This window comes from Pseudomonas sp. GW821-FHT07F05 (assembly GCF_059418765.1).
The window spans coordinates 100,333-126,253 of the sequence record NZ_JBWKQL010000015.1; the positions used below are offsets into that span (position 1 = coordinate 100,333).

At 60.1% G+C, this 25,921-nt stretch carries 25 protein-coding genes; 15 read left to right on the top strand and 10 right to left on the bottom strand.

What is annotated here, in order from left to right; translation table 11 throughout:
• Positions 1 to 142: 142 nt before the first annotated feature.
• The 5 genes from AC07RO_RS23695 to dksA form a co-directional block, all read right to left on the bottom strand.
• The gene (locus tag AC07RO_RS23695; RefSeq protein ID WP_495087216.1) at positions 143 to 1,582 is read right to left on the bottom strand and encodes a sigma-54-dependent transcriptional regulator; all 1,440 of its coding nucleotides are present in this window, start codon (positions 1,580 to 1,582) and stop codon (positions 143 to 145) included.
• Positions 1,583 to 1,604: 22 nt separating this feature from the next.
• On the bottom strand, positions 1,605 to 4,559 hold the full coding sequence (locus AC07RO_RS23700) for a sensor histidine kinase (protein ID WP_192174612.1): 2,955 nt from the start codon (positions 4,557 to 4,559) through the stop codon (positions 1,605 to 1,607).
• The gene (locus tag AC07RO_RS23705) at positions 4,543 to 4,719 is read right to left on the bottom strand and encodes a hypothetical protein (protein ID WP_002552060.1); all 177 of its coding nucleotides are present in this window, start codon (positions 4,717 to 4,719) and stop codon (positions 4,543 to 4,545) included. Before AC07RO_RS23705 ends, AC07RO_RS23700 begins: the two co-directional genes overlap by 17 nt.
• Before the next feature lie 121 nt (positions 4,720 to 4,840).
• Complete coding sequence (gene gluQRS, locus AC07RO_RS23710; RefSeq protein WP_495087217.1) at positions 4,841 to 5,728, bottom strand: tRNA glutamyl-Q(34) synthetase GluQRS; 888 nt, start codon at positions 5,726 to 5,728, stop codon at positions 4,841 to 4,843.
• A 176-nt stretch (positions 5,729 to 5,904) separates the two neighbouring features.
• On the bottom strand, positions 5,905 to 6,348 hold the full coding sequence (dksA, locus tag AC07RO_RS23715) for an RNA polymerase-binding protein DksA (protein WP_065988293.1): 444 nt from the start codon (positions 6,346 to 6,348) through the stop codon (positions 5,905 to 5,907).
• A 350-nt stretch (positions 6,349 to 6,698) separates the two neighbouring features.
• Between dksA and AC07RO_RS23720 the strand changes: the two genes are divergently transcribed.
• Together AC07RO_RS23720 and sfsA are read left to right on the top strand one after the other, a co-directional pair.
• Complete coding sequence (locus AC07RO_RS23720; protein WP_346631265.1) at positions 6,699 to 7,871, top strand: pyridoxal phosphate-dependent aminotransferase; 1,173 nt, start codon at positions 6,699 to 6,701, stop codon at positions 7,869 to 7,871.
• Complete coding sequence (sfsA, locus tag AC07RO_RS23725; RefSeq protein ID WP_495087218.1) at positions 7,871 to 8,614, top strand: DNA/RNA nuclease SfsA; 744 nt, start codon at positions 7,871 to 7,873, stop codon at positions 8,612 to 8,614. The genes AC07RO_RS23720 and sfsA overlap by 1 nt, the downstream gene beginning before the upstream one ends.
• Here sfsA and AC07RO_RS23730 read toward each other — a convergent pair.
• Positions 8,592 to 8,921: a Rieske (2Fe-2S) protein gene (locus AC07RO_RS23730; RefSeq protein ID WP_346627735.1), complete on the bottom strand. Its 330-nt coding sequence runs from the start codon at positions 8,919 to 8,921 to the stop codon at positions 8,592 to 8,594. The genes sfsA and AC07RO_RS23730 overlap by 23 nt on opposite strands.
• A 169-nt stretch (positions 8,922 to 9,090) precedes the next feature.
• Here AC07RO_RS23730 and AC07RO_RS23735 point away from each other — a divergent pair, with 169 nt between their 5' ends.
• The 4 genes from AC07RO_RS23735 (at position 9,091) to deoC (ending at position 12,753) form a co-directional block, all read left to right on the top strand.
• A complete protein-coding gene (locus AC07RO_RS23735; protein WP_495087219.1) occupies positions 9,091 to 9,984 on the top strand; it encodes a heme/hemin ABC transporter substrate-binding protein in 894 nt (297 codons plus the stop codon).
• 50 nt (positions 9,985 to 10,034) lie between these two features.
• Positions 10,035 to 11,018, top strand: coding sequence for a FecCD family ABC transporter permease (locus AC07RO_RS23740; RefSeq protein WP_495087223.1), 984 nt, complete (start codon positions 10,035 to 10,037; stop codon positions 11,016 to 11,018).
• Positions 11,018 to 11,785, top strand: a complete 768-nt coding sequence (locus AC07RO_RS23745) for a heme ABC transporter ATP-binding protein (RefSeq protein ID WP_192174617.1) — start codon at positions 11,018 to 11,020, stop codon at positions 11,783 to 11,785. Before AC07RO_RS23740 ends, AC07RO_RS23745 begins: the two co-directional genes overlap by 1 nt.
• A gap of 191 nt (positions 11,786 to 11,976) precedes the next feature.
• Complete coding sequence (deoC, locus tag AC07RO_RS23750) at positions 11,977 to 12,753, top strand: deoxyribose-phosphate aldolase (RefSeq protein ID WP_495009217.1); 777 nt, start codon at positions 11,977 to 11,979, stop codon at positions 12,751 to 12,753.
• Positions 12,754 to 12,943: 190 nt separating this feature from the next.
• On the opposite strand, the gene AC07RO_RS23755 is transcribed toward deoC, so the two are convergent.
• From AC07RO_RS23755 to AC07RO_RS23765, 3 genes are all read right to left on the bottom strand, one after another.
• A complete protein-coding gene (locus tag AC07RO_RS23755) occupies positions 12,944 to 13,222 on the bottom strand; it encodes a TfoX/Sxy family protein (RefSeq protein ID WP_346627723.1) in 279 nt (92 codons plus the stop codon).
• A gap of 242 nt (positions 13,223 to 13,464) precedes the next feature.
• Positions 13,465 to 13,809 carry a pentapeptide repeat-containing protein gene (locus AC07RO_RS23760; protein ID WP_192174620.1) on the bottom strand — a complete coding sequence of 115 codons (345 nt, stop codon included), beginning with the start codon at positions 13,807 to 13,809 and terminating at the stop codon, positions 13,465 to 13,467.
• Between the two features lie 102 nt (positions 13,810 to 13,911).
• Complete coding sequence (locus AC07RO_RS23765) at positions 13,912 to 15,447, bottom strand: AAA family ATPase (RefSeq protein ID WP_192174621.1); 1,536 nt, start codon at positions 15,445 to 15,447, stop codon at positions 13,912 to 13,914.
• A gap of 133 nt (positions 15,448 to 15,580) precedes the next feature.
• On the opposite strand from AC07RO_RS23765, the gene mrcB reads away from it, so the two are divergent.
• From mrcB to AC07RO_RS23780, 3 genes are read left to right on the top strand one after another with little or no spacing between them, the layout of a single operon-like run.
• Positions 15,581 to 17,902, top strand: a complete 2,322-nt coding sequence (gene mrcB, locus AC07RO_RS23770; RefSeq protein WP_346627725.1) for a penicillin-binding protein 1B — start codon at positions 15,581 to 15,583, stop codon at positions 17,900 to 17,902.
• A 31-nt stretch (positions 17,903 to 17,933) separates the two neighbouring features.
• Positions 17,934 to 18,689, top strand: coding sequence for a tetratricopeptide repeat protein (locus AC07RO_RS23775; RefSeq protein ID WP_346627726.1), 756 nt, complete (start codon positions 17,934 to 17,936; stop codon positions 18,687 to 18,689).
• Complete coding sequence (locus AC07RO_RS23780) at positions 18,682 to 19,011, top strand: YqcC family protein (protein ID WP_346631271.1); 330 nt, start codon at positions 18,682 to 18,684, stop codon at positions 19,009 to 19,011. The genes AC07RO_RS23775 and AC07RO_RS23780 overlap by 8 nt, the downstream gene beginning before the upstream one ends.
• A 3-nt stretch (positions 19,012 to 19,014) precedes the next feature.
• Here the strand turns inward: AC07RO_RS23780 and AC07RO_RS23785 are convergent, their stop codons facing one another.
• Positions 19,015 to 19,443, bottom strand: a complete 429-nt coding sequence (locus AC07RO_RS23785; RefSeq protein WP_282373292.1) for a DUF4124 domain-containing protein — start codon at positions 19,441 to 19,443, stop codon at positions 19,015 to 19,017.
• A 410-nt stretch (positions 19,444 to 19,853) separates the two neighbouring features.
• Here AC07RO_RS23785 and AC07RO_RS23790 point away from each other — a divergent pair, with 410 nt between their 5' ends.
• The 6 genes from AC07RO_RS23790 to msrQ all read left to right on the top strand — a co-directional run bounded on the left by AC07RO_RS23790 (position 19,854) and on the right by msrQ (position 25,836).
• On the top strand, positions 19,854 to 21,578 hold the full coding sequence (locus AC07RO_RS23790) for an acetolactate synthase 3 large subunit (protein WP_192174626.1): 1,725 nt from the start codon (positions 19,854 to 19,856) through the stop codon (positions 21,576 to 21,578).
• A gap of 2 nt (positions 21,579 to 21,580) precedes the next feature.
• Positions 21,581 to 22,072: an acetolactate synthase small subunit gene (gene ilvN / locus AC07RO_RS23795; protein ID WP_093469284.1), complete on the top strand. Its 492-nt coding sequence runs from the start codon at positions 21,581 to 21,583 to the stop codon at positions 22,070 to 22,072.
• 46 nt (positions 22,073 to 22,118) lie between these two features.
• Positions 22,119 to 23,135 (top strand): ketol-acid reductoisomerase, encoded by a 1,017-nt coding sequence (gene ilvC, locus AC07RO_RS23800; RefSeq protein ID WP_282373296.1) that lies wholly within the window; start codon positions 22,119 to 22,121, stop codon positions 23,133 to 23,135.
• A gap of 147 nt (positions 23,136 to 23,282) precedes the next feature.
• On the top strand, positions 23,283 to 24,131 hold the full coding sequence (gene pssA / locus AC07RO_RS23805; RefSeq protein ID WP_192174627.1) for a CDP-diacylglycerol--serine O-phosphatidyltransferase: 849 nt from the start codon (positions 23,283 to 23,285) through the stop codon (positions 24,129 to 24,131).
• Between the two features lie 71 nt (positions 24,132 to 24,202).
• Positions 24,203 to 25,216, top strand: a complete 1,014-nt coding sequence (msrP, locus tag AC07RO_RS23810; protein ID WP_192174628.1) for a protein-methionine-sulfoxide reductase catalytic subunit MsrP — start codon at positions 24,203 to 24,205, stop codon at positions 25,214 to 25,216.
• Positions 25,216 to 25,836 (top strand): protein-methionine-sulfoxide reductase heme-binding subunit MsrQ, encoded by a 621-nt coding sequence (msrQ, locus tag AC07RO_RS23815; RefSeq protein ID WP_192174629.1) that lies wholly within the window; start codon positions 25,216 to 25,218, stop codon positions 25,834 to 25,836. The genes msrP and msrQ overlap by 1 nt, the downstream gene beginning before the upstream one ends.
• The last annotated feature ends 85 nt before the right edge of the window (positions 25,837 to 25,921 follow it).

A 25,921-nucleotide genomic window follows, 5' to 3' on the forward strand; every position in this document is an offset into this window, starting at 1 on the left:
AAATTGACGCTATTTTGCGCAGGCGAAAAAAAACCGGGGGTTCGTTACCGTACGCCCCGGTTTTGTTACGCCACCGTTTTTGAGGTAACAGTTTTTTCACATTCCCCGTAACCCGCGTGCCAGAGCCCGCGCAGGGACGGACTCACGTTTCGCTGGCCACTCCGGTCTTGCGCCGCGGGATGCCCAGACGCTGGCGACGCTCCCACAAGCATTTGCGGCTGACGCCCAGCTTGCGCGCCAGCTCGGTTTCGGTCATGTGGTCCTGATGCTCCAGGACGAAGTGCTGGAAATAGTCCTCCAGCGACAAGTCCTCGGTTGGCTCGCCGGCGGTGGAACTCGACGAGCCAGACGTTTGCGGGGCAAGGCCGATGAACTCGTTGACGTCGAGATCGCTCAGCTCGATATCGATGCCCAACAGCTCCGCGGAAATGTCCGGGCTTTCGCACAGGATCACTGCGCGCTCGACCGCATTCTCCAGCTCCCGCACGTTGCCTGGCCACGAATAGTGCCGAATCGCCTGCTCGGCGTCCGGTGCAAAACGCAGGTCGTTGCGGCCGGCCTTGACGCTTTGCCGCGCCAGAAACGCATTGGCGATCTCGTTGACGTCCGCACCGCGTTCACGCAATGCGGGCAGCTTCAGCGCGATCACGTGAAGGCGGTAGTACAAGTCCTCGCGGAACTGGCCAACTTTGGCCAGGCTCTTGAGGTCTCGGTGAGTCGCTGCAATCAGGCGCACGTCGACTTTCTGCGACTGCACCGAGCCCACGCGGCGAATTTCGCCTTCCTGCAGGACGCGCAGGAGTCTCGCCTGAGCTTCCAAGGGCAGCTCGCCGATCTCATCGAGGAAGAGAGTGCCGCCGTCCGCCGCTTCGACCAGACCGGCACGCCCGGCGCTGGCACCGGTGAAGGCGCCTTTTTCGTGGCCGAACAGTTCGGATTCGATAAGGGATTCAGGGATCGCCGCACAGTTGACCGAAATCATCGGGGCCTTGGCGCGACGGGAAAGGTTATGCAGCGCGCGGGCCACCAGTTCCTTGCCCGTACCGGACTCTCCCTGAATCAGCACGTTGGAGTCGGTTGGCGCGACTTTGCGGATCTTGCTGTACATGTCCTGCATCGGCGGGCAGGAGCCGATGATGCCGATCTCACCATTGCTGTTGTCCGGACCGGACTTGTCGCCCGTCGCCGTTTTTGCGGTGGCGGCGCGTTCGGCCTGCATGCTTTGCAGCGTCTGGCGATCACGAAGAATGCGTGAGACGGCCTGAAGCATTTCGTCGTGGTCGAAAGGTTTGGCGATGTAATCCACCGCGCCCATTTTCATCGAGTCCACGGCCGAGCGCAGGCTGGCGTAACTGGTCATGATCAGCACCGGCTTGCCCTGGCCGAGCTTGATCAGCTCTGTGCCGGGCGCGCCGGGCAGACGCAAATCGCTGACGATCAGGTCAAACGAAGGGATGCTGAAACGTTCCTGAGCTTCCTGCACGGATCCGGCTTCGCTGACCTGGTACTGATTACGTTCCAACAGTCGACGCAGGGCGGAGCGGATGATGGTTTCGTCTTCCACGATCAAAATGTGAGGCATTGATTCGGTTCTCTCGACGGTCTCAGTTCACGGCGGACGTCGCTTCGACATGTCGCGGTAAGGTCACCCGAATTCGGGTTCCGCGTTGGTGCTCGGGGTCAGCCGGGCTGTCGATGGTGATTTGTCCATAATGCTCTTCAACGATGGAATAGACCAGCGCGAGCCCCAGTCCTGTTCCTTCGCCCGGATCCTTGGTGGTGAAGAAAGGTTCGAACAAGCGGTCCATGATGGCTTTCGGAATGCCGCTGCCTTCGTCTTCCACGATCAGGTCGACCGTGTGTTCGGAAGCCTCGCTTTTCACCCGTACCGCACTGCCGGCGGGCGATGCGTCGCGGGCGTTTGACAGCAGGTTGATCAACACCTGTGCGAGCCGCTGTGGATCACCGTCCACCCAGTGGTTCGGGTTGCACAGGTTATAGAACTGCACTTCGAAATTGCGCCGGTTCAACGCCAGCAGACCAATGGCATCCTGCGCCACCTCTGCCAGGCACACCGGTTCGTCGGCGTGTTGATGTCCGCCCGCATGGGCGAAGCTCATCAGCGACTGCACGATGCGGGAAACGCGCTTGGTCTGCTCGATGATCTGGCTGCTGATTTCCGTCAGCTCGGCGTCTTCTTCGCGTTCTTCGCGCAGGTTCTGCGCCAGGCAGGCGATGCCGGTGATCGGGTTGCCGATTTCGTGGGCAACGCCGGCAGCCAGTCGACCAATGCTCGCAAGCCGCTCGGAGTGCACCAGTTTGTCTTCCAGCATCTGCGTATCAGTCAGGTCTTCGACCAGAATCACCAGCCCGCTGTTGCCCGGCGCAAGCGGCTCATCAATGGCCGCCTTGTGCAGGTTGAGCCAGCGAGTCTGACCGTCGAGGCCCAGGCGCTGCTTGTGCAAGTGCTCGTCCGGGACATTGATGAACCCCAGCAGCAGCTGCTTCCAGGGATCAACGATGGTTTCGAGCCGTGACCCGACAACGCGCTGAGCGCCGATACCGGTCAGCTCTTCCATAGCCTTGTTCCACATCAGGATCTCCTGATCCTTGGCCAGGGAGCACACGCCCATCGGCAGCTCTTGCAGGGTCTGGCGGTGATAACGGCGCAGGGCGTCGAGCTCGGCAGCCAGGCCGGTGAGGCGGGAGTGGTAATCCTCAAGGCGGCTTTCGATGAAGTGGATATCCTCGGTGACGTAGTTCTCGCTGCCGGACTTGTAAGGCAGAAATGTTTCGACCATGTCCTGCGCCACACTTGGCCCCATCAGCCCTGAAAGGTTGGCTTCGATACGGTCGCGCAAACGCCGCAGTGCGTAAGGCCGGCGCTCGTCGAACGGCAGATAAAGGTCCCGCAGCGCTTGTTCGACTTCCTTCTGCGCAGCTTTCGCGCCCAGGGGTTTGGCCAGTTGAGTGGCGAACTCCTGGGGTGAAGCGGCATGAAGCTCGCGACGCTGTGGGCGGCGAACGTTGTCCACCGCGCAGGCCTCGGCCGCACTCGCCTCTTCGGGACTGGGATTGCTGAACAGCGAAATCAGGGTGAACACCAGCACGTTGGCCGCCAGGGAAGCGATCGCTGCCATGTGCCAGCTGGTGTCATCCAGCACGTAAATCATGTTCAGCAGCGGGATGTAGAACCCCTGGAAGTCGCCGATCAGCGGCAGCAACATGCTGATGGTCCAGACCGCGATGCCGGCAATGAGGCCAGCCATGAAGCCGCGTCGGTTAGCCGCCGGCCAGTACAGCACCGATAGCACGCCGGGAAGGAACTGCAATGTCGCAACGAACGCGACGATGCCCAGATTCGCCAGATTCTGCTTGGCGCCGAGCAACAGATAAAAGCCAAAGCCGGCCATGATGATCGCGACAATCAGCCCGCGACGGGTCCATTTCAGCCAGCGATAGATATTGCCTTCGGCAGGCGGCTGGTAAAGCGGCAGCACCAGGTGGTTCAGCGCCATGCCGGACAGCGCCAGGGTGGTGACGATGATCAGCCCGCTCGCCGCAGAAAGCCCGCCGATATAGCCGAGCAAGGCCAGGGTCTTGCTGTGGGCGGCGATGCCAATACCCAAGGTGAAATATTCAGGGCTGGTGGTGGCGCCCAGTTTCAAACCGGCCCACAGCACCAGGGGTACCGCCAGGCTCATCAGCAGCAGAAACAGTGGCAGACCCCAACTGGCGCTGACCAGCGAGCGCGGATTGAGGTTTTCGGTAAAGGTCATGTGATACATGTGCGGCATCACGATGGCCGAGGCGAAGAACACCAGCAGGAGCGTACGCCACGGGCCTTCCTGCAGTGGCGTGTGCAAAGCCGCCAGTGCGCTCTGGTTTTGCAGCAGCCATTGCTCAAGGCTCTGCGGCCCATCGAACACGCCATACAGCGCGTACAGACCGATGCCGCCGATGGCGACCAGCTTGATGACCGACTCGAAGGCGATGGCGAATACCAGCCCTTCGTGTTTTTCCCGCGTGGCGATGTGGCGCGAGCCGAAGAAGATGGTGAACAGCGTGATCAGCACGCAGAACGCAAAAGCCACGTAGTTGCGCACCGGCTCCCGGGTCAGAATGCCGATGGAGTCGGCAACGGCCTGGATCTGCAGTGCCAGCAACGGCAAAACGCCGATCAGCATGAAGATGGTGGTCAGTGCACCCGCCCAGGTGCTGCGAAAGCGGAAGGCGAACAGATCGGCCAGTGACGAGAGCTGGTAGGTGCGGGTGATCTTGAGAATGGGGTAGAGCAGGACGGGGGCGAGCAGGAAAGCGCCGGACACGCCCAGGTAACTCGACAGAAAACCGTAGCCGTATTCGTAAGCCAGCCCCACCGTGCCGTAAAACGCCCACGCACTGGCGTAGACGCCAAGCGACAGCGTGTAGGTCAGGGGGTGACGAATGATCCAGCGCGGGATCAGGCCACGTTCGCTGATCCAGGCAACGCCGAACAGCACCGTCAGGTAGGCGGCACTGACCAGAATCATCTGGGTCAGGCTAAAGCTCATCGGCATCTCGTTGGCTCTGCAGAATGAAGGTCACTACGATCAGGATCAGCCACAGCATGTACGGCCTGTACCAGGCGCCCGTGGCATCGATCCACCAGTCCATGATGGCCGGGGAAAACAGGTAGATACCCACCACCAGCAGCAGGACCAATCGATAGATATACATTTGGCCTCCCAGGTTGACTGACCAGAAGATGACGGAGCGGCATGGTAACGGATGGCGATGGGGCTGCAAGCGACGTTTCCGCCAGCTTTGTGCTGCCTCCCTGTGAATCGGCTGCGCGAGCTCAGTCTATTCGAGCTTCTTCGATATAGCCCAGGCGGGGTATCGAATCGGCATTCCAGTGGGCAATGGCCCAATCCAGTACCTCTCGGGGCGTAGCGTGTTTCAGTTCATCCGGCGTCTTTTGCCCCAGTGCGCGCAGCCCTCGAAGCAGCAACGGCGTGGCCTGATCGGGTGGCAGGGGTGGCGAACGGTAGGATTTACCCAGTTTATGGCCGTCGGGTTGGGTGATCAGAGGCACATGAAGGTAGCGGGGTTGCGGCAGGCCCAGCAGTTCCTGCAAGTACAGCTGACGTGGCGTGGAGTCGAGCAGATCAGCGCCCCGTACGATGTCGGTTACGCCCTGCCAGCCGTCGTCGAGGACCACCGCCAGTTGGTAGGCGTAAAAGCCGTCGCGGCGACGAATGATGAAATCGCCCGCGTCGCGCCCCAGATGCTGCCGAAACTCGCCCTGCACGCGGTCTTCGAAGCGGTATTCCAGCTCAGGCACCCGAATGCGGATGGCCGCGTCTTCGGGTGAGTGCCCGGCGTTCCGGCAAAAACCCGGGTAAATGCCGTTGTAGCCTTCCAGTTGCTTGCGCGAACAGGTGCAGGCGTAAGCGAGCCCATGGCTGAACCACTGAAGGATGATCGCCTGGTAAGCCTCATGCCGGTCGCTTTGCCTCACCAGTTCGCCGTCCCATTCGAACCCGTAGGCTTCGAGGGTCTGGAGTATCCCCGCCTGGGCACCCGGAACCTCGCGGGGAGGGTCGAGATCTTCCATGCGCATCAGCCATTTTCCGCCGACCGAACGGGCGTCGAGATAGGAGGCCAGCGCTGCGACCAGAGAGCCGAAGTGCAGATAACCGCTGGGGGTCGGCGCAAAGCGCCCTATATAAGAAGGGGTTTTCATGGGCGCTGATGGTACTGGAAATAAAACGTACGAAATACCGGACGACCTGTCGTGCAGTGTGGGAAAACGCGACGCCCCCGTAGGGCGCTTTCCAGCCCACCCCGTCGGGTGCTCGGCCGGTCAATGCGGGGAAACAAAAAAGGACGCCGAGGCGTCCTTTTACTGGATCAACAGGATCACTTACCGACCTGTTTTTCCTTGATTTCAGCGAGGCTTTTGCAGTCAACGCACATGTCGGCCGTTGGGCGGGCCTCAAGGCGCTTGATACCGATCTCGACGCCGCACGATTCGCACCAGCCGTATTCCTTGTCCTGAATCAGCTGCAGCGTCTTGTCGATCTTCTTGATCAACTTGCGCTCACGATCGCGGGCGCGCAGTTCCAGCGCGAACTCTTCTTCCTGACTTGCACGGTCTGCAGGGTCAGGGAAGTTAGCCGCCTCGTCCTTCATGTGAACAACCGTGCGGTCAACTTCTACCATCAACTCCTGTTTCCACTTGGACAGGATCTTGGTGAAGTGCTTGCGCATGGGGTCGCCCATGTATTCCTCACCCTTCGTCGCGACGTAGGGTTCGAAACCACTGATTGCCGGGGTGCTCTTTTGCTTTTCTTCGGTGGGCATGAACGGACCGCCTCTCACTCTTCTAAGCCATTACACAGGTTAAGATCCATCGCCGACACCTGCCGGCCCTGCGGCTGCAAGCGGGCGAACTTACCAGATCGAATCGGAGCGCGCTACTCCCGGTTGTCGAGGATGGCCCGCAGCACGCACGTGGACTATGACCGCAGCCTGAGCGCCCGGTTTTATCTATTTTCCACAGCGCTGAGTTTAGTGCCTGCGGCGCGAGCGCCCGGTTTTCTGGACTGTCGGCTGCAAGTCGCTCCTGCTCAGGCCGATAAACGCTGTAGCCCGCCCGGGCGGATGAGTAGAATCGGCGACTTATCTCGCCACCCCTCACCAAAGGAAGGCCCATGCCACAGCCCTACAGTGCGCGCAGCCGCGCCATCGAACCCTTTCATGTCATGGCGCTGCTGGCGCGGGCCAATGAACTGCAAGCGGCGGGGCATGACGTTATCCACCTGGAGATCGGCGAGCCGGATTTCACCACGGCCGAGCCGATCATCAAGGCCGGTCAGGCGGCGTTGGCCGCTGGCAAGACCCGTTACACGGCGGCCCGTGGTCTGCCGGAACTGCGCGAGGCCATCTCGGGCTTTTACGCTCAGCGTTACGGCGTGAACGTCGATCCGGGCAGAATTTTGATTACGCCAGGCGGTTCAGGTGCACTGCTACTGGCGGCAAGTCTGCTGGTCGATCCCGGCAAACACTGGCTGCTGGCCGATCCGGGTTACCCGTGCAACCGGCATTTTCTGCGCCTTGTGGAGGGGGCTGCGCAGTTGGTGCCCGTGGGGCCGGAAGTGCGTTATCAACTGACGGCCGATCTGGTCGCTCAATACTGGAACGAGGACAGCGTCGGCGCGCTGGTGGCTTCTCCAGCCAATCCGACCGGGACCTTGCTGCACCGCGACGAGCTTGCCGCGCTTTCGGCGTCGCTCAAGGCACGGGATGGGCACCTGGTGGTGGACGAGATCTATCACGGCCTGACCTACGGAATGGACGCGAGCAGCGTGCTGGAAGTCGATAACGACGCCTTCGTGCTGAATAGTTTTTCCAAGTATTTCGGCATGACCGGTTGGCGCCTCGGTTGGCTGGTTGCCCCCGAGGCGGCGGTCGGTGATCTGGAAAAGCTTGCGCAGAATCTTTACATCAGCGCGCCGAGCATGGCGCAAAGTGCGGCACTCGCCTGTTTCGAGCCGCAGACCCTGGAGATCCTCGAGCAACGTCGTGCCGAGTTTGCCCGGCGTCGCGACTTCTTGCTTCCGGCGCTGCGCGAACTGGGCTTCAACATTGCCGTGGAGCCAGAAGGCGCCTTCTATCTATACGCAGACATCAGCGCGTTCGGTGGCGACGCGTTTGCGTTCTGTCATCACTTTCTGGAAACCGAGCACGTCGCATTTACTCCCGGGCTGGATTTCGGTCGGTACCGCGCCGGCCATCATGTGCGCTTCGCCTACACCCAAAGCCTGCCTCGGCTTCAGGAGGCGGTCGAGCGAATAGGTCGGGGTCTGCGGAGCTGGCAAGGCTGATGCGTTTCTCACCTCCACTTGAAGAAGGCCGGCTGATTCAGCGCTACAAGCGCTTCCTTGCCGACATCGAGACCGCCAGCGGCGAGCGGCTGACGATTCACTGTCCCAACACGGGTTCGATGTTCAATTGCATGATGCCGGGGGGGCGGGTCTGGTTCAGCCGCTCCAATGACCCCAAGCGCAAGCTGCCGGGCACCTGGGAAATTACCGAAACACCACAGGGGCGGCTCGCCTGCGTCAACACCGCGCGCGCCAACAGGCTGGTAGAAGAAGCACTTCTGGCCGGCGTGATCACGGAATTGGAAGGGTTTACGGCGCTCAAGCGCGAGGTCGCCTATGGCCAGGAAAACAGCCGCGTCGACTTCCGTCTGGATTACCCCGATGGCCCGCTGTACCTGGAAGTCAAAAGCGTGACCCTGGGTTTTGATGACAGTCGGGTCGCTGCGTTTCCCGATGCGGTCACTCAGCGCGGCGCGAAGCACCTGCGTGAACTGGCGGCCCTGGCGCGGGAAGGCGTGCGCGCCGTGTTGCTGTATTGCGTGAACCTCACAGACATCGATGCCGTCCGGCCCGCCGCCGAAATCGACGCGGCCTACGCCGCTGCCTTGCTTGAGGCGGCTGCGGCAGGGGTTGAAGTCCTGGCGTATGGCGTGGAGCTGACCCCTGACGAAGTGCGCATTGATCGGCGCCTTGAGATTCACCTCACGGAAACGCGCCCGCTCAGTCCGGTGCCACTGGATTGATCCAGATGCCCTGAGCGTCTTCGCCGCAGTCGATAGCCCTCAGGGATTTGCCCTCGCAAGGGCCGGCGACGCACTCGCCGTTCTCGATCAGGAACAGCGCACCGTGAGTGGCGCACTGGATCAGGCTGGCGCTGGCATCGAGAAACTCATCGGGCTGCCATTCCAGCGCCACTCCACGATGGGGGCACCGATTGGCGTACACATAAACCTGACCCCCTCGCCGGACGGCCAGAATCTTGAGCTCATCAACCTCAAACCCGAGGCTTTTGCCTTCAATCAGCGCAGCGCTGTCGCACAGGTATTTCAGCGTGGTCTCCTTGGCGCTTGACGCTCAAATGCAAATAATTATCAAATGCCTGGCTGTAGCAGGCTGCGCATTCTGCCAGCAGTCAAACCCGTCAGTCGATGAACGAAATCCAGCCAGTCGCGCCTTGAGGTGATCGACTGCGCCTTCCTTTATAGAGGACGCACCTTTTATGCGCTTCACCGCCCAGCTGATCGCGATCGTGACAGGGTTGTTTATTGCCCATCTGGCAACGGCCGCGTCACCTGAGCCGCAACGCTGGGTCAGTGCCGGCGGCGCCTTGACGGAATGGATCGTCGCGCTGGGCGGGGAATCGCATCTGGTGGGCGTGGACAGCACGAGCCAGCACCCGCCATCGGTCAAATCGCTGCCGGGCATTGGCTACCAGCGGCAGTTGTCGGCGGAAGGTATTCTCACGTTGCGTCCGAAGATTCTGATAGGCACCGAAGAAATGGGGCCTCCGCCGGTCATCCAGCAATTGCGCACGGCCGGCGTGCAAGTGGAGGTGCTGTCGGCGAGTGCAGAGTTGCCGGCGCTGCGAGCCAATCTTGAAAGCCTTGGCGCGTTATTGGGCAAGGAAGGCGAGGCGCGGCAGTTGAGCGACCAATACATCCAGCGGCTCGCGGCGGAGCATGAGCGAGTGATGCAACTGAAGCGTTCCGCGCCCGGTGTTCTGTTGCTGGTCAGTCATGCAGGCAGCGCGCCGATGGTGGCTGGCGCAGGCACTGTCGGCGACTGGCTGATCGCCCAGGCGGGTGGCCGCAACCTGGCTACCCACACTGGCTATAAAGTGTTTTCCAATGAGGCACTGAGCGGGCTGAATCCGGAAGTGCTCGTTGTCAGCGATCGGGCTCAAAACGGTGTCCAGCCTCGCGAGGCATTGCTGCGTGAAAACCCACTGCTCGGGGCAACCAAGGCCGTCCGGGATAACCGCGTAATCGAGATTGACCCGACGTTACTGGTGGGCGGTCTTGGGCCTCGATTGCCGGACGCCGTGAAGTCATTGGCAGACGCCTTCTATCCTCACGCCGCAGCGCTCAACGCCAGGGTCTCGAACGCTCAATGAAGCTTGATCTCGCCCCCAAAACGCTGTTCATCGCACTGGGCCTGGCCTGTTTGCTGGCGATATGGCTGTCCCTTGCGCTCGGGCCTGTCAGTCTGCCAATGATGGACACCTTGCGCGCGTTTCTTCGTCTGGTGGGCGTGCCCGTGGCGGAGGACAATCTGCAACAGGCGGAACTGATCGTGGGCCAGATCCGCCTGCCTCGCACGTTGCTCGGGTTGGCAGTAGGTTCAGTGCTCGCCTTGTCCGGCGTGGCGATGCAGGGTCTGTTCCGCAACCCCTTGGCGGATCCCGGTCTGGTCGGGGTTTCCAGTGGCGCGGCTTTGGGGGCGGCGGTAGCCATCGTCGCCGGAGCATCCCTGGGCGGAATGCCTGAGGCGTTCCAGCCGTATCTGCTGTCCATCTGCGCCTTCGCCGGTGGGCTTGGTGTTACCGCAATCGTCTATCGGCTCGGACGCCGCGATGGCCGAACCAGCGTCAGCACCATGCTGCTGGCGGGGGTGGCGATGACCGCGCTGGCCGGTTCGATCATCGGCCTGTTCACGTATCTGGCCGATGACGACAGCCTCCGGACGCTGACGTTCTGGAATCTGGGCACGCTCAACGGCGCCAGTTATGCCCGGCTCTGGCCTCTTTTGCTGGTTTGCGTGGCAGTGATTCTCTGGCTGCCGCGCCGAGCCAATGCGCTCAATGCGTTGCTGCTGGGAGAATCGGAGGCGCGTCACCTGGGCATCGAAGTCGAACGCCTCAAGCGTGAGCTGATTCTGTGCATCGCCTTCGGCGTGGGGGCCGCCGTAGCGGCGGCGGGGCTGATCGGTTTCATCGGCCTCATCGTGCCGCACCTGGTGCGACTGCTGACCGGGCCGGACCACCGGGTTGTTCTTCCCGCCTCGGCGCTGGCAGGCGCAACGCTGCTGCTCTTCGCGGACATCTTCGCCCGACTGGTGATGGCCCCTGCGGAGCTGCCGATCGGGATTGTCACCGTGTTCATTGGCGCGCCGTTTTTTCTATTCCTGCTGGTTCGAGGGCGTAGCTGATGTTGATCGCCAATGACTTGGGCATCATGCGTGATGGCAAACAGGTGGTCGCCAACATCGACTTGGCATTGGCGCCCGGTCAGATGCTTGGCGTGCTGGGCCCCAATGGTGCAGGGAAAAGTACGCTGATGGCTGCCCTGTGCGGTGAGCTTGCCCCGACCCACGGCCAGGTGTTGCTGGACGACATTCCCCTCAATCAGTGGCGTGGCCCCGAGCGGGCGCGGCGGCTGGCTGTACTGCCGCAGAGTTCGACGTTGAGCTTCGCGTTCAAGGTCGAGGAAGTGGTTGCGATGGGCCGCTTGCCCCATGACAGCGGTCAGCAGCGTGACGGGGAAATTATCCAGTACGCTCTTGCGGCCGCCGATGGGCTTCACCTACTGGGTCGCAGCTATTTGACGCTGTCGGGGGGCGAGCGTCAGCGCGTCCATCTGGCGCGAGTGCTGGCTCAGGTGTGGCCCGGCGAGGAGGGCCAGATCCTTCTGCTGGACGAGCCGACCTCGGCGCTCGACCCGCTGCATCAGCACACCACGCTGCTAGCGGTTCGCGCGTTCGCCGACCGTGGCGGCGCGGTAATGGTGATCCTGCATGACTTGAATCTGGCCGCCCGTTATTGCGATCACCTGTTGTTGCTGAATCTGGGGCGGGCACATCTATCCGGCACACCCCAGCAAGTGCTGAAGCCTGAAGCGCTGAAGTCGGTATTCGGCCTGGATGTTCTGGTACAGCCCCATCCCGAGCGTGGGCATCCGCTGGTGATCGCTCGCTGAAATGGGGCTCGGATCGACCGGCATAAGTTGCCCTTGTCAACGCAGCAGCCCCATTTTCGATGCCCGTGCGGGCAACGTCCTTCGGACAATTCTTGTAATCATGTAGTCCTGCTCTTTTGCGTCTTTGTGACCATTCAGGCACAGCTGTTCTCGATTATCGTCGCCCCAGGCAAAGACATTGAGGGTGTGTGATGAGCGACCTAAACGAAGCAATTGACGTGTATGAGGTTGAAGCGTCGCTGGCGCAACTGGCTGTTGGACTGATGGAACTGGCGTCGTTAAATGCCGACGACACGCCTGAAAAGATTATCGCGTTGTGTCATCGAGCTCTGACACCTGTGGGGCATGTTGCCGCGGTTTGCGTAATGCCCAGATTCGCAGGACTGGCGCGGCGCACGCTCGACAGGCTTCATGCGCGGGAGATCAAGGTCGTGGCCGCGGTCAATTTCCCCAGCGGTTCGCCTTCTGTCAGCTCCGCCGAGTCGGAAACCCAGGCGGCAATCCTTGCGGGTGCCGACGAAATCGATCTGGTTTATCCCTTCCATGCGCTACTTGGCGGGGACAGGCAGATTGGCGCAGACATCATCAGTGCCTGCAAAGCCAGGTGTGCTCGGGCAGCATTGACCGTCACGCTGGAAACCGGCGTGCTGCGCGATCCGCAGGTCATTCACGGTGCAAGCTGTGTGGCGATTGAGGAGGGCGCCAATTTTCTGAAAACCAGCACGGGCAAACACATCATCAACGCAACGCCCCAGGCCAGCCGGATTTTGATTGCGGCCATCGCCGAGTCAGGCGCTCATGTGGGCATCAACGTTTCCGGAAATGTGCGGACCCTCGATGAAGCGCGGGTGCACATGGATCTGGTCAGGGCACGATTCGGCCCCCGCTGGCTTGAGCAGGGGAGACTGCGGCTCGGGGCGACCAGCCTGCTGGATGATCTGATGGTCCGTCTGGGTGTGGGCCATTGAATCGCAGGCAAAAAAAGACCCGGCAAAGAGCCGGGTCAAAAACCGTGATTAGCCTAATGAGGAGATAATCTGAGAGTCCGAACCAAGGAGCCTTTCAGGTTATCGGCCAGTCTCGCGACCGGATGTGATAATCATAGTGATTCTCATTTGTAAGTCAACAGTGTTCTGCAGACTATTTTGCTGTGCGAGCTCAGCGTTCCCCGATTGCCCCAGGGCTCACGTTCCTCAATTCGGTGTCCAGGGAATCTTTGTATTCTTGAGGCAGCTCGCTCCAAAGGCGATTTGATAACGCGCCCTCGAGTGAATACAGCAGCGCTTTGGATGCTCGGAAACCCCTGACCTTGACGGCCCGGTAGGCCTGGATTGCGCCAAGACGGCGCAGGTCGGCGACAGTGTGAATGCCCGCAGCGTGAAGCCATTGAACCGAGGTCTTCCCAAGATTCTTCATCCCCAGTAACTCATCGTCCATGATTGCAGCCCTTTCCAGTCATTCCGTGTAATAACTTCTCCGTAGGCTCGACACAAACTGAAAAGGCGAGCCATGCCCTTGAGCGTAGACCACCTCGAGTCAAGCTGCGGGAGAATGTCATCGGAACGCGGGCCACGCCGCCGAACGGTAGGGGTCAGGTGAGGAGGAAAGGCGAGCACGGGCCCGGCACGGCGGCGCATGCGGGGCGAGGCATAGAGCGAGGTTTGGCGGCTGTGATGAGGTTAGCGGGTGCGATAGCGCAGGCGCGTACCGAAATTGACCGACATGAGGATTTCGTCAGCACTGAGCTCTGGCGGGAAGTACGCCCCGGATATCTGCGCGTGGGCGATGCTTGCACCCTCGAGCCTGGTTGTCCGGAAGTCAACGCCACGCAGGTCCGCAGATCTGAAGTAGGCGTCGCTGAAATCGACCTCCTCAGCGTTGAGTTCACGCAGGTCTAGACCACGGAAATCCCCAGCCGAAAGATCAACAGGGCCCTGCTTGGGCCGTTCGAGGTTGAAGGCGGTCACGTCGTCTTTTCGCAGCAATGCGAACAGAGGCGAGTCGAGCTGCTTGGGCTGGTTCATCTGACGTCTCCTTTGTTGGAATTCTGACGCCACTATAATGCCACTAGTGGCGAGCCGTGAAGCGATATCCTTCACGACTCGACCACTGGTTTGGCCGGCGTGTTACAGGCCCGGCAGATGCTGACGGATGTCCGCGACCAGCTTGTCCAGATCGCCGCTGACGTTGGTCTCGACGTGCCGGCTGCGCAGTATCTCATCGGCGGTCAGCGCTTCGCGACTGGCCAGCTGCGCTTCAATGACTTCCATCGTTGCGTCGGAAGGGTCCTGATTCTGTGCCCGACGTTGCGCTAGCCAACCCTCGATAACTGCCTTTGGCGCAGCGCAATCAATGATCAGGAAAGGAACGCCCATCGCCTCGGCAATCTGCGCGGCTGCCTGACGCTGTGCGAGCTTCAGATAAGTTGCGTCGATGACCACCGGCAAGCCTGCGCGGAGCACGACACCCGCCAGCTCGTTCAGGCGCTGATAGGTGGCAGCGCTGACATCGGCGGAATACAGGTCGTTATGGTCGGCAAATACACGCTTGCGCTCGACATCCGAACGCAGGCGGATAGCACCGAGCGCTTCCACCAGCCGCATCGCGACCTGACTTTTCCCGACCGCAGAAACGCCATGGGTGATGGCCAGAAAATTGGACGGGATCGCGCTGTAGCTCTCGGCCAGGTTGGCGTAGTTACGATACTGGCGCAGGGTTGCGGCGCGCTGCACCTGGTCAGCATCGGCATTCAGGCTGAACAGCGCCACTTTGGCGCGGACCAGTGCGCGGTAGGCTTTGTAGAAATTCAGCAGCTGCAGGCCCGCGTAGTCGCCGGTCAGCTCCAGGTACTGGCTGACGAATCGACGGGACAGGCTTTTCAGGCCGCGATCCTCAAGGTCCATGGCCAGGAAGCCGATGTCCGCATAGACGTCTGTCATGCGGAAGGGCTCGTTGAATTCGATGCAGTCGAAAATCACGACCTTGCCATCGATCAGCGTTGCGTTGCCCAAGTGGATGTCGCCATGGCACTCGCGGACAAACCCGTCCAGCTTGCGCTGGTTCATCAATGGCTTGAGGCGCTCGAAGCTGGTGTTGGCCCACGCTTCCAGCGCTTCCAGCTGAATGAGGTCAGACTTTTCGCTGAGGAAGGGCAGAATCTGCTCAAAGTTCTGCGTGACCGGCGCCATGACGCTGTCAGCACTGCCGAGTGGGTTTTCCATCGGGACTTTGGGCGATTTGAGATGAAACTCGGCGATCTGCCGTGCCATGTCGTCGATGTGCGCGGTGGTCAGTTCGCCTTTGGCTTGCAACGTGCTGAGCAGGCCGTCCTGCGGGAACTGGCGCATTTTCAGCACGTACTCGATCGCTTCGCCTTCACCATTCAGCTGCGGAGCGTCGATACTGCCGGTGACAGGCAGCACTTCCAGGTACAGATCCTCCGTCAGGCGCTGGTTGAGCATTAGCTCCTGCTCACAGAAATGCTTACGCGCCGACAGGCTGGTGAAGTCCAGAAAGCCAAAATTGACCGGCTTCTTCATCTTGTAAACGTAAGGGCCGGTAAGCAGCACCCAGGAAATATGCGTCTCTATGACCTGAAACTGTTCGACCGGGTGAGGAAACAGGGCGGGGTTTTGCAGCGCGGCTATCAGTGTCTGGCTCACGGACGATCCTTGAAAGGTGATAAGTCGATAGAGAAGTAGCGAAAGGCGGCCATTATGGCCGCTACAGACATTGCTGCAAACCGCTTAAAGGGTGGTCTGTCGGGGGCTTTGAAAGTGCGTATAATCCGCCGCCATGACCCGATCCCGCACCCCGAAAAAATCCCCCAAACCCACCAACAGCCGCCTGCGCAGCCTGTTGGGCTGGGCCCTGAAACTCAGTCTTGTCGGGCTGGTGATCCTTGGCTGCTTCGCCGTTTACCTGGATTCCATCGTCCAGGAAAAATTCTCCGGCAAGCGCTGGACCATTCCGGCCAAGGTCTATGCGCGACCGCTGGAGCTGTTCGTCGGCCAGAAGCTTTCACGCGACGACTTCCTTCTGGAGCTCGATGCGCTCGGCTATCGCCGCGAAGCCGTGGCCAACGGGCCGGGCGCTGCTGCGGTCAACGGCAACAATGTTGATCTCAACACCCGCGGCTTCCAGTTCTATGAAGGCGCTGATCCGGCACAGCAGATCCATGTGCGCTTCTCCGGCGATTATGTCGCGGAACTGACCGCCGCCAATGGCGCCAAGCTGGCTGTTGCGCGGCTTGAGCCTCTGATGATCGGCGGCTTGTACCCGAAGAATCTCGAAGACCGGATTCTGATCAAGCTCGATCAGGCGCCGCCTTATTTGCTCGACACGCTCGTCACCGTCGAAGACCGCGATTTCTACCATCACTTTGGGGTATCGCCAAAGGGGATCGTGCGCGCTTTCTGGATCAACGCATCCGCTGGCCAGATGCGCCAGGGCGGATCGACGCTGACTCAGCAACTGGTCAAGAACTTCTACCTGACCAACGAGCGCAGCATCACCCGCAAGCTGACCGAAGCGATGATGGCAGTTCTGCTGGAGATTCATTACAGCAAGCAGGAGATTCTCGAGGCCTACCTCAACGAAGTGTTCGTGGGGCAGGACGGCCAGCGCGCGGTCCACGGCTTTGGTCTGGCGAGTCAGTATTTCTTCAGTCAGCCGCTGTCGGAGTTGAAGCTGCATCAGGTCGCCTTGCTGGTCGGTCTGGTCAAGGGGCCTTCGTATTACAACCCGCGCCGCAATCCCGAGCGTGCGCTGGAGCGTCGCAATCTGGTCCTCGATCTGCTGGAACAGCAGGGTGTCGCCACGCCGGAAGTGGTGGCGGCGGCGAAGAAGATGCCGCTGGGCGTGAGCAAAGTCGGATCGCTGGCCGACAGCTCGTTTCCGGACTTCCTCGATCTGGTCAAACGCCAACTCCGTCAGGACTACCGTGACGAAGACTTGACCGAGGAAGGCCTGCGGATCTTCACCAGCTTCGACCCGATTCTGCAGATGAAATCCGAAGCCGCCGTGCGCGAAAGCTTCGCCAAGATTTCGGGCCGAAAAGGCGCGGACGAGATGGAAACGGCCATGGTCGTGACCAATCCGGAAACCGGCGAAGTTCAGGCGCTGATCGGCAGTCGCCAGGCAGGCTTTGCGGGGTTCAATCGGGCGCTGGATGCCGTTCGGCCGATTGGGTCGTTGGTCAAACCGGCCATCTACCTCACTGCACTCGAACGTCCGCAGCAATACACGCTGACCAGTTGGGTACCCGATGAACCCTTCCAGGTGAAAGGCGCCGACGGCCAGATCTGGAAGCCGCAGAACTACGATCACAAAGCCCACGGCAATATTTTCCTGTATCAGGGCCTTGCGCATTCCTACAACCTGTCCAGCGCGAAGCTGGGTCTGGACCTGGGCATTCCGAATGTCTTCAAAACCCTGACCAAGCTGGGCGTGACCCGTGAGTGGCCGGCTTTCCCGTCGATGCTCCTGGGGGCTGGCGCGCTGACGCCAATCGAAGTGGCGACGATGTATCAGACCATCGCCAGCGGCGGCTTCAATACGCCATTGCGCGGGATTCGCAGCGTACTGACTGCAGAGGGGGAGCCGCTCAAGCGCTACCCTTTCCAGATTCAACAACGTTTCGACCCGGGTTCGATCTATCTGCTGCAGAACGCCATGCAGCGGGTGATGCGCGAAGGCACGGGTAAATCGGTGTACAACGTGCTGCCGAGCACCCTGAATCTGGCGGGCAAGTCGGGCACCACCAACGATTCCCGCGACAGCTGGTTTGCCGGTTTCAGTCAGGATTTGCTGGCGATCGTCTGGATGGGCCGCGACGACAACGGCAAGACGCCGTTCACTGGGGCCACCGGCGCCTTGCAGATCTGGACCAGCTTCATGAAGAAGGCCGATCCGCTGCCGCTGGACATGGCGATGCCCGATAACGTCGTGCAGGCCTGGGTCAATGCCAGTACTGGTGAAGGCACCGACGCCAGCTGCCCGAACGCCGTACAGATGCCGTATATTCGCGGCAGTGAGCCGCAACCCGGCCCGACGTGCGGTGGGCCTGCAGCGCCCGCCGATTCGGTGATGGACTGGGTCAAGGGCTGGTTGAACTGAGCCTAGTTGAATTAAGCAAAGAGGATGTGACGTGAACAAGTGGTGGATTCCGGCTGTAACGGCTCTGGCTTTGCTCAACGGTTGCGCGTCCCAGACGCGCAGTGCGATTCCGGTGGTGGACTCAGGGTCACGCGTTTCAAACGGCGAGCGTGTTTCGTCGACACGCAACAACACCTACCGCGCGCCCGTGCAGGCGCCAGCGCAGTCCCAATCGATCCAGGAAGATTCCGGTGTCACGGTCATGGTGCCCGGCGGCGCCAACGCCAGTGGCGCGCCGATATCGACGTTCGTGCCGCCCACCACGGCGCCGATCAGCACCGCTCCGATTAGCACGTCGCCGGTCAATCAGGCTCCGGTGAACAACACGTACACACCGCCGCCAGCGACCAGCAATACCTACAACATGCCGGCGTCGGCGCCGACTGGCATTCCGTCTGCGTCCAGCGGCGGATTATCGGAAGATGAGCAACTCGATGGCCCGGTGCTGGCCTTGCTGACCACCGCTCAGCAACAGCAATCCGGTGGTGACCTCAACGGCGCGGCGTCAAGCCTTGAGCGGGCGCAGCGCGTTGCTCCCCGTGAGCCACAGGTCCTTTACCGTCTGGCGCAAGTGCGTCTGGCTCAGGGCGATGCGCCTCAGGCCGAGCAACTGGCGCGTCGCGGTCTGACCTACGCCAATGGCCGTGCCAGCCTTCAAGCCAGTCTTTGGGGGTTGATTGCCCAGTCGCGTGAAAAACAGGGTGACGCCGCCGGCGCGGCGCTGGCGCGGCAGAAAGCCAATGGATAAACGCTTCCCGAAAATCGCCGACCAGTTGCTATTGATCGAGCGCGAGTTGCGAGTGCTGGGATGGTGGAAGGATGTGCCGCCCAGCGATAAGTCGCTGTCCAGCCGTGAACCCTTCTGCGTCGACACGCTGGATTTTGATCAGTGGTTGCAATGGATCTTCCTGCCGCGCATGAAGATCATCCTTGAGCGTGATCTGCCATTGCCCACGGCATCCGGTATTCTGGAAATGGCCGAGATGGTGTACGCCAGCCGTATCGGGGAAGCGCGCGAGTTGCTTGCCCTGCTGAAAGGCTTTGACCGCCTGATCACAGAGGCGGTCTGACCCTCAGTTGCATTGATCGTCGAGGTACTTCTTGACCTCGGCAATGCGAGCCTGGCGCTCCTCTTCCGTGAACCGCCTGAACTCGCCGTTCACCTCCTGTCGTACCCGAGGGTTGTTCTGCAGTTGGGCAAGGTTGGTGCGCTGCTCGTCACACGCTTCTTTAAGCTTCGCTTCCTGAACGGCAACCTGCTTCTTGACCTTGGCATCGACCGCCTCCTGCTCCCGTACCCCGTCCTGGTTCTGTGGCGGCGGGGCAGGGGGTGCGGTGACGGGGCTCGCTGTATTGATTTCCTGTGCTGCCTGCCCGGCAGGCGGCTGGGCGTCGAAATGCGTGACGCCCTGAGCGTCGACCCATTTGTATATCTGCGCGGCCTGGCTTACCGCCGGGGCGACGGCAAGTGTCAGCGTCGCTGCAAGCATCATCCAGCGCATTCCCGGTTCCTTACTTCTGTGGCATTGGCCGGAAACCTATCACAAGCGCGGCGCCACGACCTCATTCGGTGCCTTTTGGCGGACTGCGGACGAAGAAAGCGCATCGATGACTTGACTTGCGGGGGGCGAATCCGAACAATCCAAAGTTCGCTGTAGAGGGACTGCCAGAAGCAGACCGTCTCGGTAGATCATGAGGCGCACACCCGCGCCGACCCGTAACACCCGCAACGCGTTACCTCGCGCTGGGTGGGAAGACCCCGAAACACTTAAGGGGCGATCCCAATACTTGCTCAGTCAGTGCTGACGTAGTCGGCGACCACCGTCGCTCATGCTCTGCTTTGCAGTAAACCTATTAAGACCCGTCTCCTCGCTTGTGTGGACGGTATTCTGGCGTTTTAGAGGTGAACAACGTGGAGCTTTTATCTGGCGCTGAAATGGTCGTCCGCTTTTTGCGTGACGAAGGCGTAGAGCATATCTACGGGTACCCTGGCGGTGCCCTCCTGCATATATATGACGCGCTGTTCAAAGAACCGGCTGTGAGCCACATCCTCGTTCGTCACGAACAGGCCGCGACTCACATGGCGGACGGGTACGCCCGCGCCACCGGCAAGGCAGGTGTCGTACTGGTGACGTCGGGTCCCGGAGCAACCAACGCCATCACCGGCATCGCCACCGCGTACATGGACTCGATTCCCATGGTGGTGCTGTCCGGCCAGGTCCCGAGCAACATGGTCGGTACCGACGCGTTCCAGGAAACCGACATGATCGGTATCTCCCGGCCGATCGTGAAGCACAGCTTCATGATCAAGCACCCGTCGGAAATCCCGGAAGTCCTGAAAAAGGCGTTTTACCTCGCCCAATCCGGTCGTCCTGGTCCTGTCGTTGTCGATATCCCGAAAGACATGACCAACCCGGCGGAAAAGTTCGAATACATCTTCCCCAAGAAAGCCAAGCTGCGTTCCTACAGCCCGGCGGTCCGTGGCCACTCCGGCCAGATCCGCAAAGCCGTGGAAATGCTGGTTGCGGCCAAACGCCCGGTCATCTACGCCGGTGGCGGTGTGATCATGGGCAACGGTTCGGCGCCATTGACCGAACTGGCGCAGCAATTGAACGCCCCGGTCACCAACACGCTGATGGGGCTGGGTGCCTACCCGGGCACTGATCGCCAGTTCGTCGGCATGCTGGGGATGCATGGCAGCTACACCGCCAACCTGGCGATGCACCACGCCGACGTGATCCTTGCGGTTGGCGCACGTTTCGACGATCGCGTCATCAACGGCCCGGCCAAGTTCTGCCCGAACGCCAAAATCATTCACGTCGACATCGACCCTGCTTCCATCTCCAAAACCATCAAGGCCGATGTGCCTATCGTTGGTCCGGTGGAAAGCGTCCTGACCGAAATGGTTGCGACCCTCAAAGAGCTTGCCGAAACCCCAAACAAGGATTCGGTCGAGACGTGGTGGAAGCAGATCGAAGAGTGGCGCGCCGGCGGTGACCTGTTCCCGTACAACCGTGGCGACGGAAGCGTCATCAAGCCGCAGACCGTGATCGAGACGCTGTGCGAAGTGACCAAAGGCGATGCCTACGTCACCTCCGACGTGGGTCAGCACCAGATGTTCGCGGCTCAGTACTATCGTTTCAACAAACCCAATCGCTGGATCAACTCCGGCGGTCTCGGCACGATGGGTTTTGGCCTGCCTGCCGCGATGGGCGTTGCGCTGAGTTTCCCGAATGACAATGTCGCCTGCGTCACCGGCGAAGGCAGCATTCAGATGAACATTCAGGAGCTGTCGACCTGCCTGCAGTACAACCTGCCGGTGAAGATCATCCTGCTCAACAACGGCGTGCTCGGCATGGTCCGTCAGTGGCAGGACATGAGCTACAGCGGCCGTCACTCGCACTCCTACATGGAGTCGCTGCCTGACTTCGTGAAGCTGGTCGAGGCCTACGGTCATGTCGGCATGCGCATCACCGATCTGAAGGACCTGAAGCCGAAGATGGAAGAAGCGTTCGCCATGAAAGATCGCCTGGTGTTCCTCGACATCCAGGTCGACGTCAGCGAGCACGTTTATCCGATGCAGATCAGAGACGGGTCCATGCGTGACATGTGGCTGAGCAAGACGGAGCGGACATAACCATGCGCCACATCATTTCGCTATTGCTGGAAAACGAACCGGGCGCGCTGTCTCGTGTGGTCGGCCTGTTTTCGCAGCGCAATTACAACATCGAGAGCCTGACGGTGGCGCCAACCGAGGACCCGACCCTGTCGCGTCTGACGCTGACCACCGTTGGACATGATGAAGTGATCGAGCAAATCACCAAGAACCTCAACAAGCTGGTCGAGGTGGTCAAGCTTGTCGATCTGTCGGAAAGCGCCCACATCGAGCGCGAGCTGATGCTGATCAAGGTGAAAGCCACTGGCGCACAACGTGCCGAGATCAAGCGTACCACCGACATCTTTCGCGGCCAGATCGTCGACGTCTCCAGCAGCGTCTATACCGTGCAGTTGACCGGGACAAGCGACAAGCTGGACAGCTTCATCCAGGCGATTGGCACCACCGCCATTCTGGAAACCGTACGAAGCGGCGTCACGGGCATTGCCCGCGGCGACAAAGTGCTGAGCATCTAACCTAATTTTGCAAATGGCCTTGCGGCCAAGTTATCAGGGGAATTTCATGAAAGTTTATTACGACAAAGACTGCGACCTTTCGATCATCCAGGGCAAAAAAGTTGCCATCATCGGTTACGGTTCTCAGGGCCACGCTCAAGCGTGCAACCTGAAAGACTCGGGCGTTGATGTCACCGTTGGCCTGCGCAAGGGTTCGGCCACTGTCGCCAAAGCTGAAGCTCACGGCCTGAAAGTGACCGACGTGGCTTCCGCTGTCGCCGGTGCAGACTTGGTCATGATCCTGACCCCGGACGAATTCCAGTCTCAGCTGTACAAGAACGAAATCGAGCCGAACATCAAGAAGGGCGCAACACTGGCCTTCTCCCACGGCTTCGCGATTCACTACAACCAGGTTGTTCCACGTGCCGACCTCGACGTGATCATGATCGCGCCAAAAGCACCGGGCCACACCGTGCGTACCGAGTTCGTCAAAGGCGGTGGCATCCCTGACCTGATCGCCGTTTATCAGGACGCTTCGGGCAACGCCAAGAACGTCGCACTGTCGTACGCGTCGGGTGTTGGCGGCGGTCGTACCGGCATCATCGAAACCACGTTCAAGGACGAGACCGAAACCGACCTGTTCGGCGAGCAAGCCGTTCTGTGCGGCGGTACCGTTGAACTGGTCAAAGCCGGTTTCGAAACGCTGGTGGAAGCCGGCTACGCGCCGGAAATGGCTTACTTCGAGTGCCTGCACGAACTGAAGCTGATCGTCGACCTCATGTACGAAGGCGGGATCGCCAACATGAACTACTCGATCTCCAACAACGCCGAATACGGCGAGTACGTGACCGGCCCGGAAGTCATCAACGCCGAATCCCGTCAGGCCATGCGCAACGCTCTGAAGCGCATCCAGGACGGCGAATACGCGAAGATGTTCATCGCCGAGGGCGCCAGCGGCTACCCGTCGATGACCGCCAAGCGTCGTAACAACAAGGCGCATGGTCTGGAAATCATTGGTGAGCAACTGCGCTCGATGATGCCTTGGATCGCCAAGAACAAGATCGTCGACCAAGCCAAGAACTAAGATCACAGATCAGTTCTTGCAGGAAAAAACGCGGCCTTCGGGTCGCGTTTTTTCGTTATGGGGGCTCATCTGGTATAAAGCTGCATCGTTTGTCGGCCCAGAGGCCACAAGCATTTGTCGAAATTTTTCAGCTGCAAGGTATTGTCCATGAGCGAACGTCCCGAAGAGCCGAACAAGGCTTCTGACGCCGAAAGCCTGCTACCGATCGATGAACACATTGAAGAGGGCCATGACGCCGAAGGGCGCCAGGTCCGTCATCGCGGCATCTACCTGCTGCCCAATCTGTTCACCACCGCGAATCTGTTCGCCGGCTTCTACGCAATCATCAGCGCCATGAGTGCGCAGAGCGCATTGAGTGCAGGTGATCAGGTGAGCGCGAGTAAATACTTTGCGTTTTCCGCCATCGCCATCTTCGTTGCCATGGTCCTGGACGGTCTTGATGGCCGCGTCGCGCGGATGACCAACACCCAGAGCGCATTCGGCGCAGAGTACGACTCGCTTTCCGACATGGTCGCTTTTGGCGTGGCGCCGGCGTTGTTGGCATTTGGCTGGGCCCTGGGCGACATGGGCAAGGTCGGCTGGATGGTCGCCTTCATCTACGTCGCGGGCGCAGCATTGCGTCTGGCGCGCTTCAACACTCAGGTAGGTAAGGCGGACAAGCGTTACTTCATCGGCCTGGCAAGTCCTGCCGCGGCTGGCGTAGTCGCAGGCACCGTCTGGGCCTTCAGCGATTACGGCATTCAGGGTTCGAAATTGTCGTTCCTGGTCGCTCTATTGGTTGCTGCTGCCGGGATGCTGATGGTCAGCAACATCAAATACAACAGCTTCAAAGAGCTGGATCTCAAGGGGCGAGTGCCGTTTGTTGCGATCCTCGCGGTGGTTCTGGTGTTCGCCGTCGTGTTCAGTGATCCTCCGCGTATTCTGCTGCTGATATTCCTCGGCTATGCAGCGTCTGGTCCGATCCAGTACCTGCTGCGTCTGCGTCGCCAGAGGTAGTTAGTCAGCCTGCATTTCCCGCATACTCCGCAGCTATAGATGCTTCAGTTCTCTATAACTGCGGAGTCATCATGCTGATCAAGATCCCTTCCACATCTGATTGCAAAGAATCGGATGTCACGCCCGAATCCATTTATCTCTCTCGCCGCGCGTTGCTCGGCAGCTCACTTGCAGGGCTCGCCGTCAGTGCGATGCCTCGTTGGGCCCAAGCCGAGGAAGCCTCGCGCTACGCCGACGTTGAAGCCGGCGCCGCGCCGGACTGGTTCAAAGGCAAATTGCCTGCGACCAAGTGGCAAGCCGTTACCGTCAAGGACGAGACGATCACGCCGTTCAAGGATGCGACCCACTACAACAACTTCTACGAATTCGGCACCGACAAGGGCGATCCTGCGCAAAACGCCGGCTCCCTGAAAACCGAGCCGTGGAGCGTTGTCATCGACGGGGAGGTGGCCAAGCCTGGCCGCTACGCGCTTGAAGACTTCATGAAGCCTTATCAGCTGGAGGAGCGTATCTATCGTTTACGCTGCGTGGAGGCGTGGTCGATGGTTATCCCTTGGTTGGGTTTCCCGATCTCCGAGCTGCTCAAGCAGGTTGAACCCACGGCGAATGCCAAATACATCCGCTTCGAAACGCTGCAGGACCCGAAGACCATGCCTGGCCAGCGCTCCGGCTTTGCATTGATCGACTGGCCTTATGTAGAAGGTCTGCGCCTGGATGAGGCGATGAATCCCCTCGCGATTCTGGCGGTGGGCATGTATGGACGGGAGCTGCCCAATCAGAACGGCGCGCCGCTGCGTCTGATCGTGCCTTGGAAATACGGATTTAAAAGCGCGAAGTCCATCGTGCGCATCAGCCTGACGAGCGAGCAGCCGAAAACCACGTGGCAAAGCATTGCGGCAAGCGAGTACGGTTTTTATGCCAATGTGAACCCGACGGTTGACCACCCCCGTTGGACCCAAGCGCACGAGCGACGTTTGCCTAGCGGGCTGTTCAGCCCGAATATTCGCCAGACCGAGATGTTCAACGGGTATGGGGAGCAGGTTGCCTCTCTTTATACAGGCCTGGATCTCCGGAAAAACTATTGATGCGCTTCATCTACTGGCGAGTGTCGGTCTTCATCGCAGCAGCGTTAGTCCCCATGTATTGGCTTTACCAGGCGTGGATTTTTGCTTTGGGGCCGGATCCCGGGAAAGTGCTTGTTAATCGCTTGGGCCTCGGAACATTGACCCTGCTTTTGATCACGCTGGCGATGACCCCATTGCAGCGCACGACGGGCTGGCCCGGATGGATCGCTGTTCGCCGGCAGCTGGGGCTGTGGTGTTTCACCTATGTGTCGCTGCACATGCTGGGTTATGGCTTCTTTATCCTTGGATTCGACTGGGCGCAATTGGGCGTTGAACTCGTCAAGCGGCCGTACATCATTGTCGGGGCGCTGGGTTTTCTGGGTCTGTTGTCGCTGGCGGTTACTTCCAATCGCTATAGCCAGCGCCGTTTGGGAGTGCGTTGGAAGAAGCTGCATCGGCTCAGTTACCTGATTTTGGGGCTCGGTTTGCTCCATATGCTTTGGATTGTGCGGGCGGATCTGAAGGAGTGGGCTATATATGCAACGATCGGCGCACTGCTTCTTGTGCTTAGGATCCCCGTAATTGCTGGGCGTATCCAGCGTCGTCGGGCCAAGAGCAGCAACGTTGCCACCAAAGTTTAAATAAGTGCTTGACGCTCCTCTGGATCTGTCTATAATTCGCCCCACTTCCGGCGCAGACGAAACGGAAAACTCCTTGATAATCAAA

Excerpts from the sequence above, each read along its gene's own strand:
- AC07RO_RS23735 (WP_495087219.1), top strand. The coding sequence starts at position 9,091 with ATGCGCTTCACCGCCCAGCTGATCGCGATCGTGACAGGGTTGTTTATT.
- deoC (WP_495009217.1), top strand. The coding sequence starts at position 11,977 with ATGAGCGACCTAAACGAAGCAATTGACGTGTATGAGGTTGAAGCGTCG.
- mrcB (WP_346627725.1), top strand. The coding sequence starts at position 15,581 with ATGACCCGATCCCGCACCCCGAAAAAATCCCCCAAACCCACCAACAGC.
- pssA (WP_192174627.1), top strand. The coding sequence starts at position 23,283 with ATGAGCGAACGTCCCGAAGAGCCGAACAAGGCTTCTGACGCCGAAAGC.
- msrP (WP_192174628.1), top strand. The coding sequence starts at position 24,203 with ATGCTGATCAAGATCCCTTCCACATCTGATTGCAAAGAATCGGATGTC.
- ilvN (WP_093469284.1), top strand. The coding sequence starts at position 21,581 with ATGCGCCACATCATTTCGCTATTGCTGGAAAACGAACCGGGCGCGCTG.
- ilvC (WP_282373296.1), top strand. The coding sequence starts at position 22,119 with ATGAAAGTTTATTACGACAAAGACTGCGACCTTTCGATCATCCAGGGC.
- dksA (WP_065988293.1), bottom strand. The coding sequence starts at position 6,348 with ATGCCCACCGAAGAAAAGCAAAAGAGCACCCCGGCAATCAGTGGTTTC.
- AC07RO_RS23780 (WP_346631271.1), top strand. The coding sequence starts at position 18,682 with ATGGATAAACGCTTCCCGAAAATCGCCGACCAGTTGCTATTGATCGAG.
- AC07RO_RS23720 (WP_346631265.1), top strand. The coding sequence starts at position 6,699 with ATGCCACAGCCCTACAGTGCGCGCAGCCGCGCCATCGAACCCTTTCAT.
- msrQ (WP_192174629.1), top strand. The coding sequence starts at position 25,216 with ATGCGCTTCATCTACTGGCGAGTGTCGGTCTTCATCGCAGCAGCGTTA.
- AC07RO_RS23755 (WP_346627723.1), bottom strand. The coding sequence starts at position 13,222 with ATGGACGATGAGTTACTGGGGATGAAGAATCTTGGGAAGACCTCGGTT.
- gluQRS (WP_495087217.1), bottom strand. The coding sequence starts at position 5,728 with ATGAAAACCCCTTCTTATATAGGGCGCTTTGCGCCGACCCCCAGCGGT.
- AC07RO_RS23705 (WP_002552060.1), bottom strand. The coding sequence starts at position 4,719 with ATGTATATCTATCGATTGGTCCTGCTGCTGGTGGTGGGTATCTACCTG.
- AC07RO_RS23745 (WP_192174617.1), top strand. The coding sequence starts at position 11,018 with ATGTTGATCGCCAATGACTTGGGCATCATGCGTGATGGCAAACAGGTG.
- AC07RO_RS23785 (WP_282373292.1), bottom strand. The coding sequence starts at position 19,443 with ATGCGCTGGATGATGCTTGCAGCGACGCTGACACTTGCCGTCGCCCCG.
- AC07RO_RS23700 (WP_192174612.1), bottom strand. The coding sequence starts at position 4,559 with ATGCCGATGAGCTTTAGCCTGACCCAGATGATTCTGGTCAGTGCCGCC.
- sfsA (WP_495087218.1), top strand. The coding sequence starts at position 7,871 with ATGCGTTTCTCACCTCCACTTGAAGAAGGCCGGCTGATTCAGCGCTAC.
- AC07RO_RS23760 (WP_192174620.1), bottom strand. The coding sequence starts at position 13,809 with ATGAACCAGCCCAAGCAGCTCGACTCGCCTCTGTTCGCATTGCTGCGA.
- AC07RO_RS23695 (WP_495087216.1), bottom strand. The coding sequence starts at position 1,582 with ATGCCTCACATTTTGATCGTGGAAGACGAAACCATCATCCGCTCCGCC.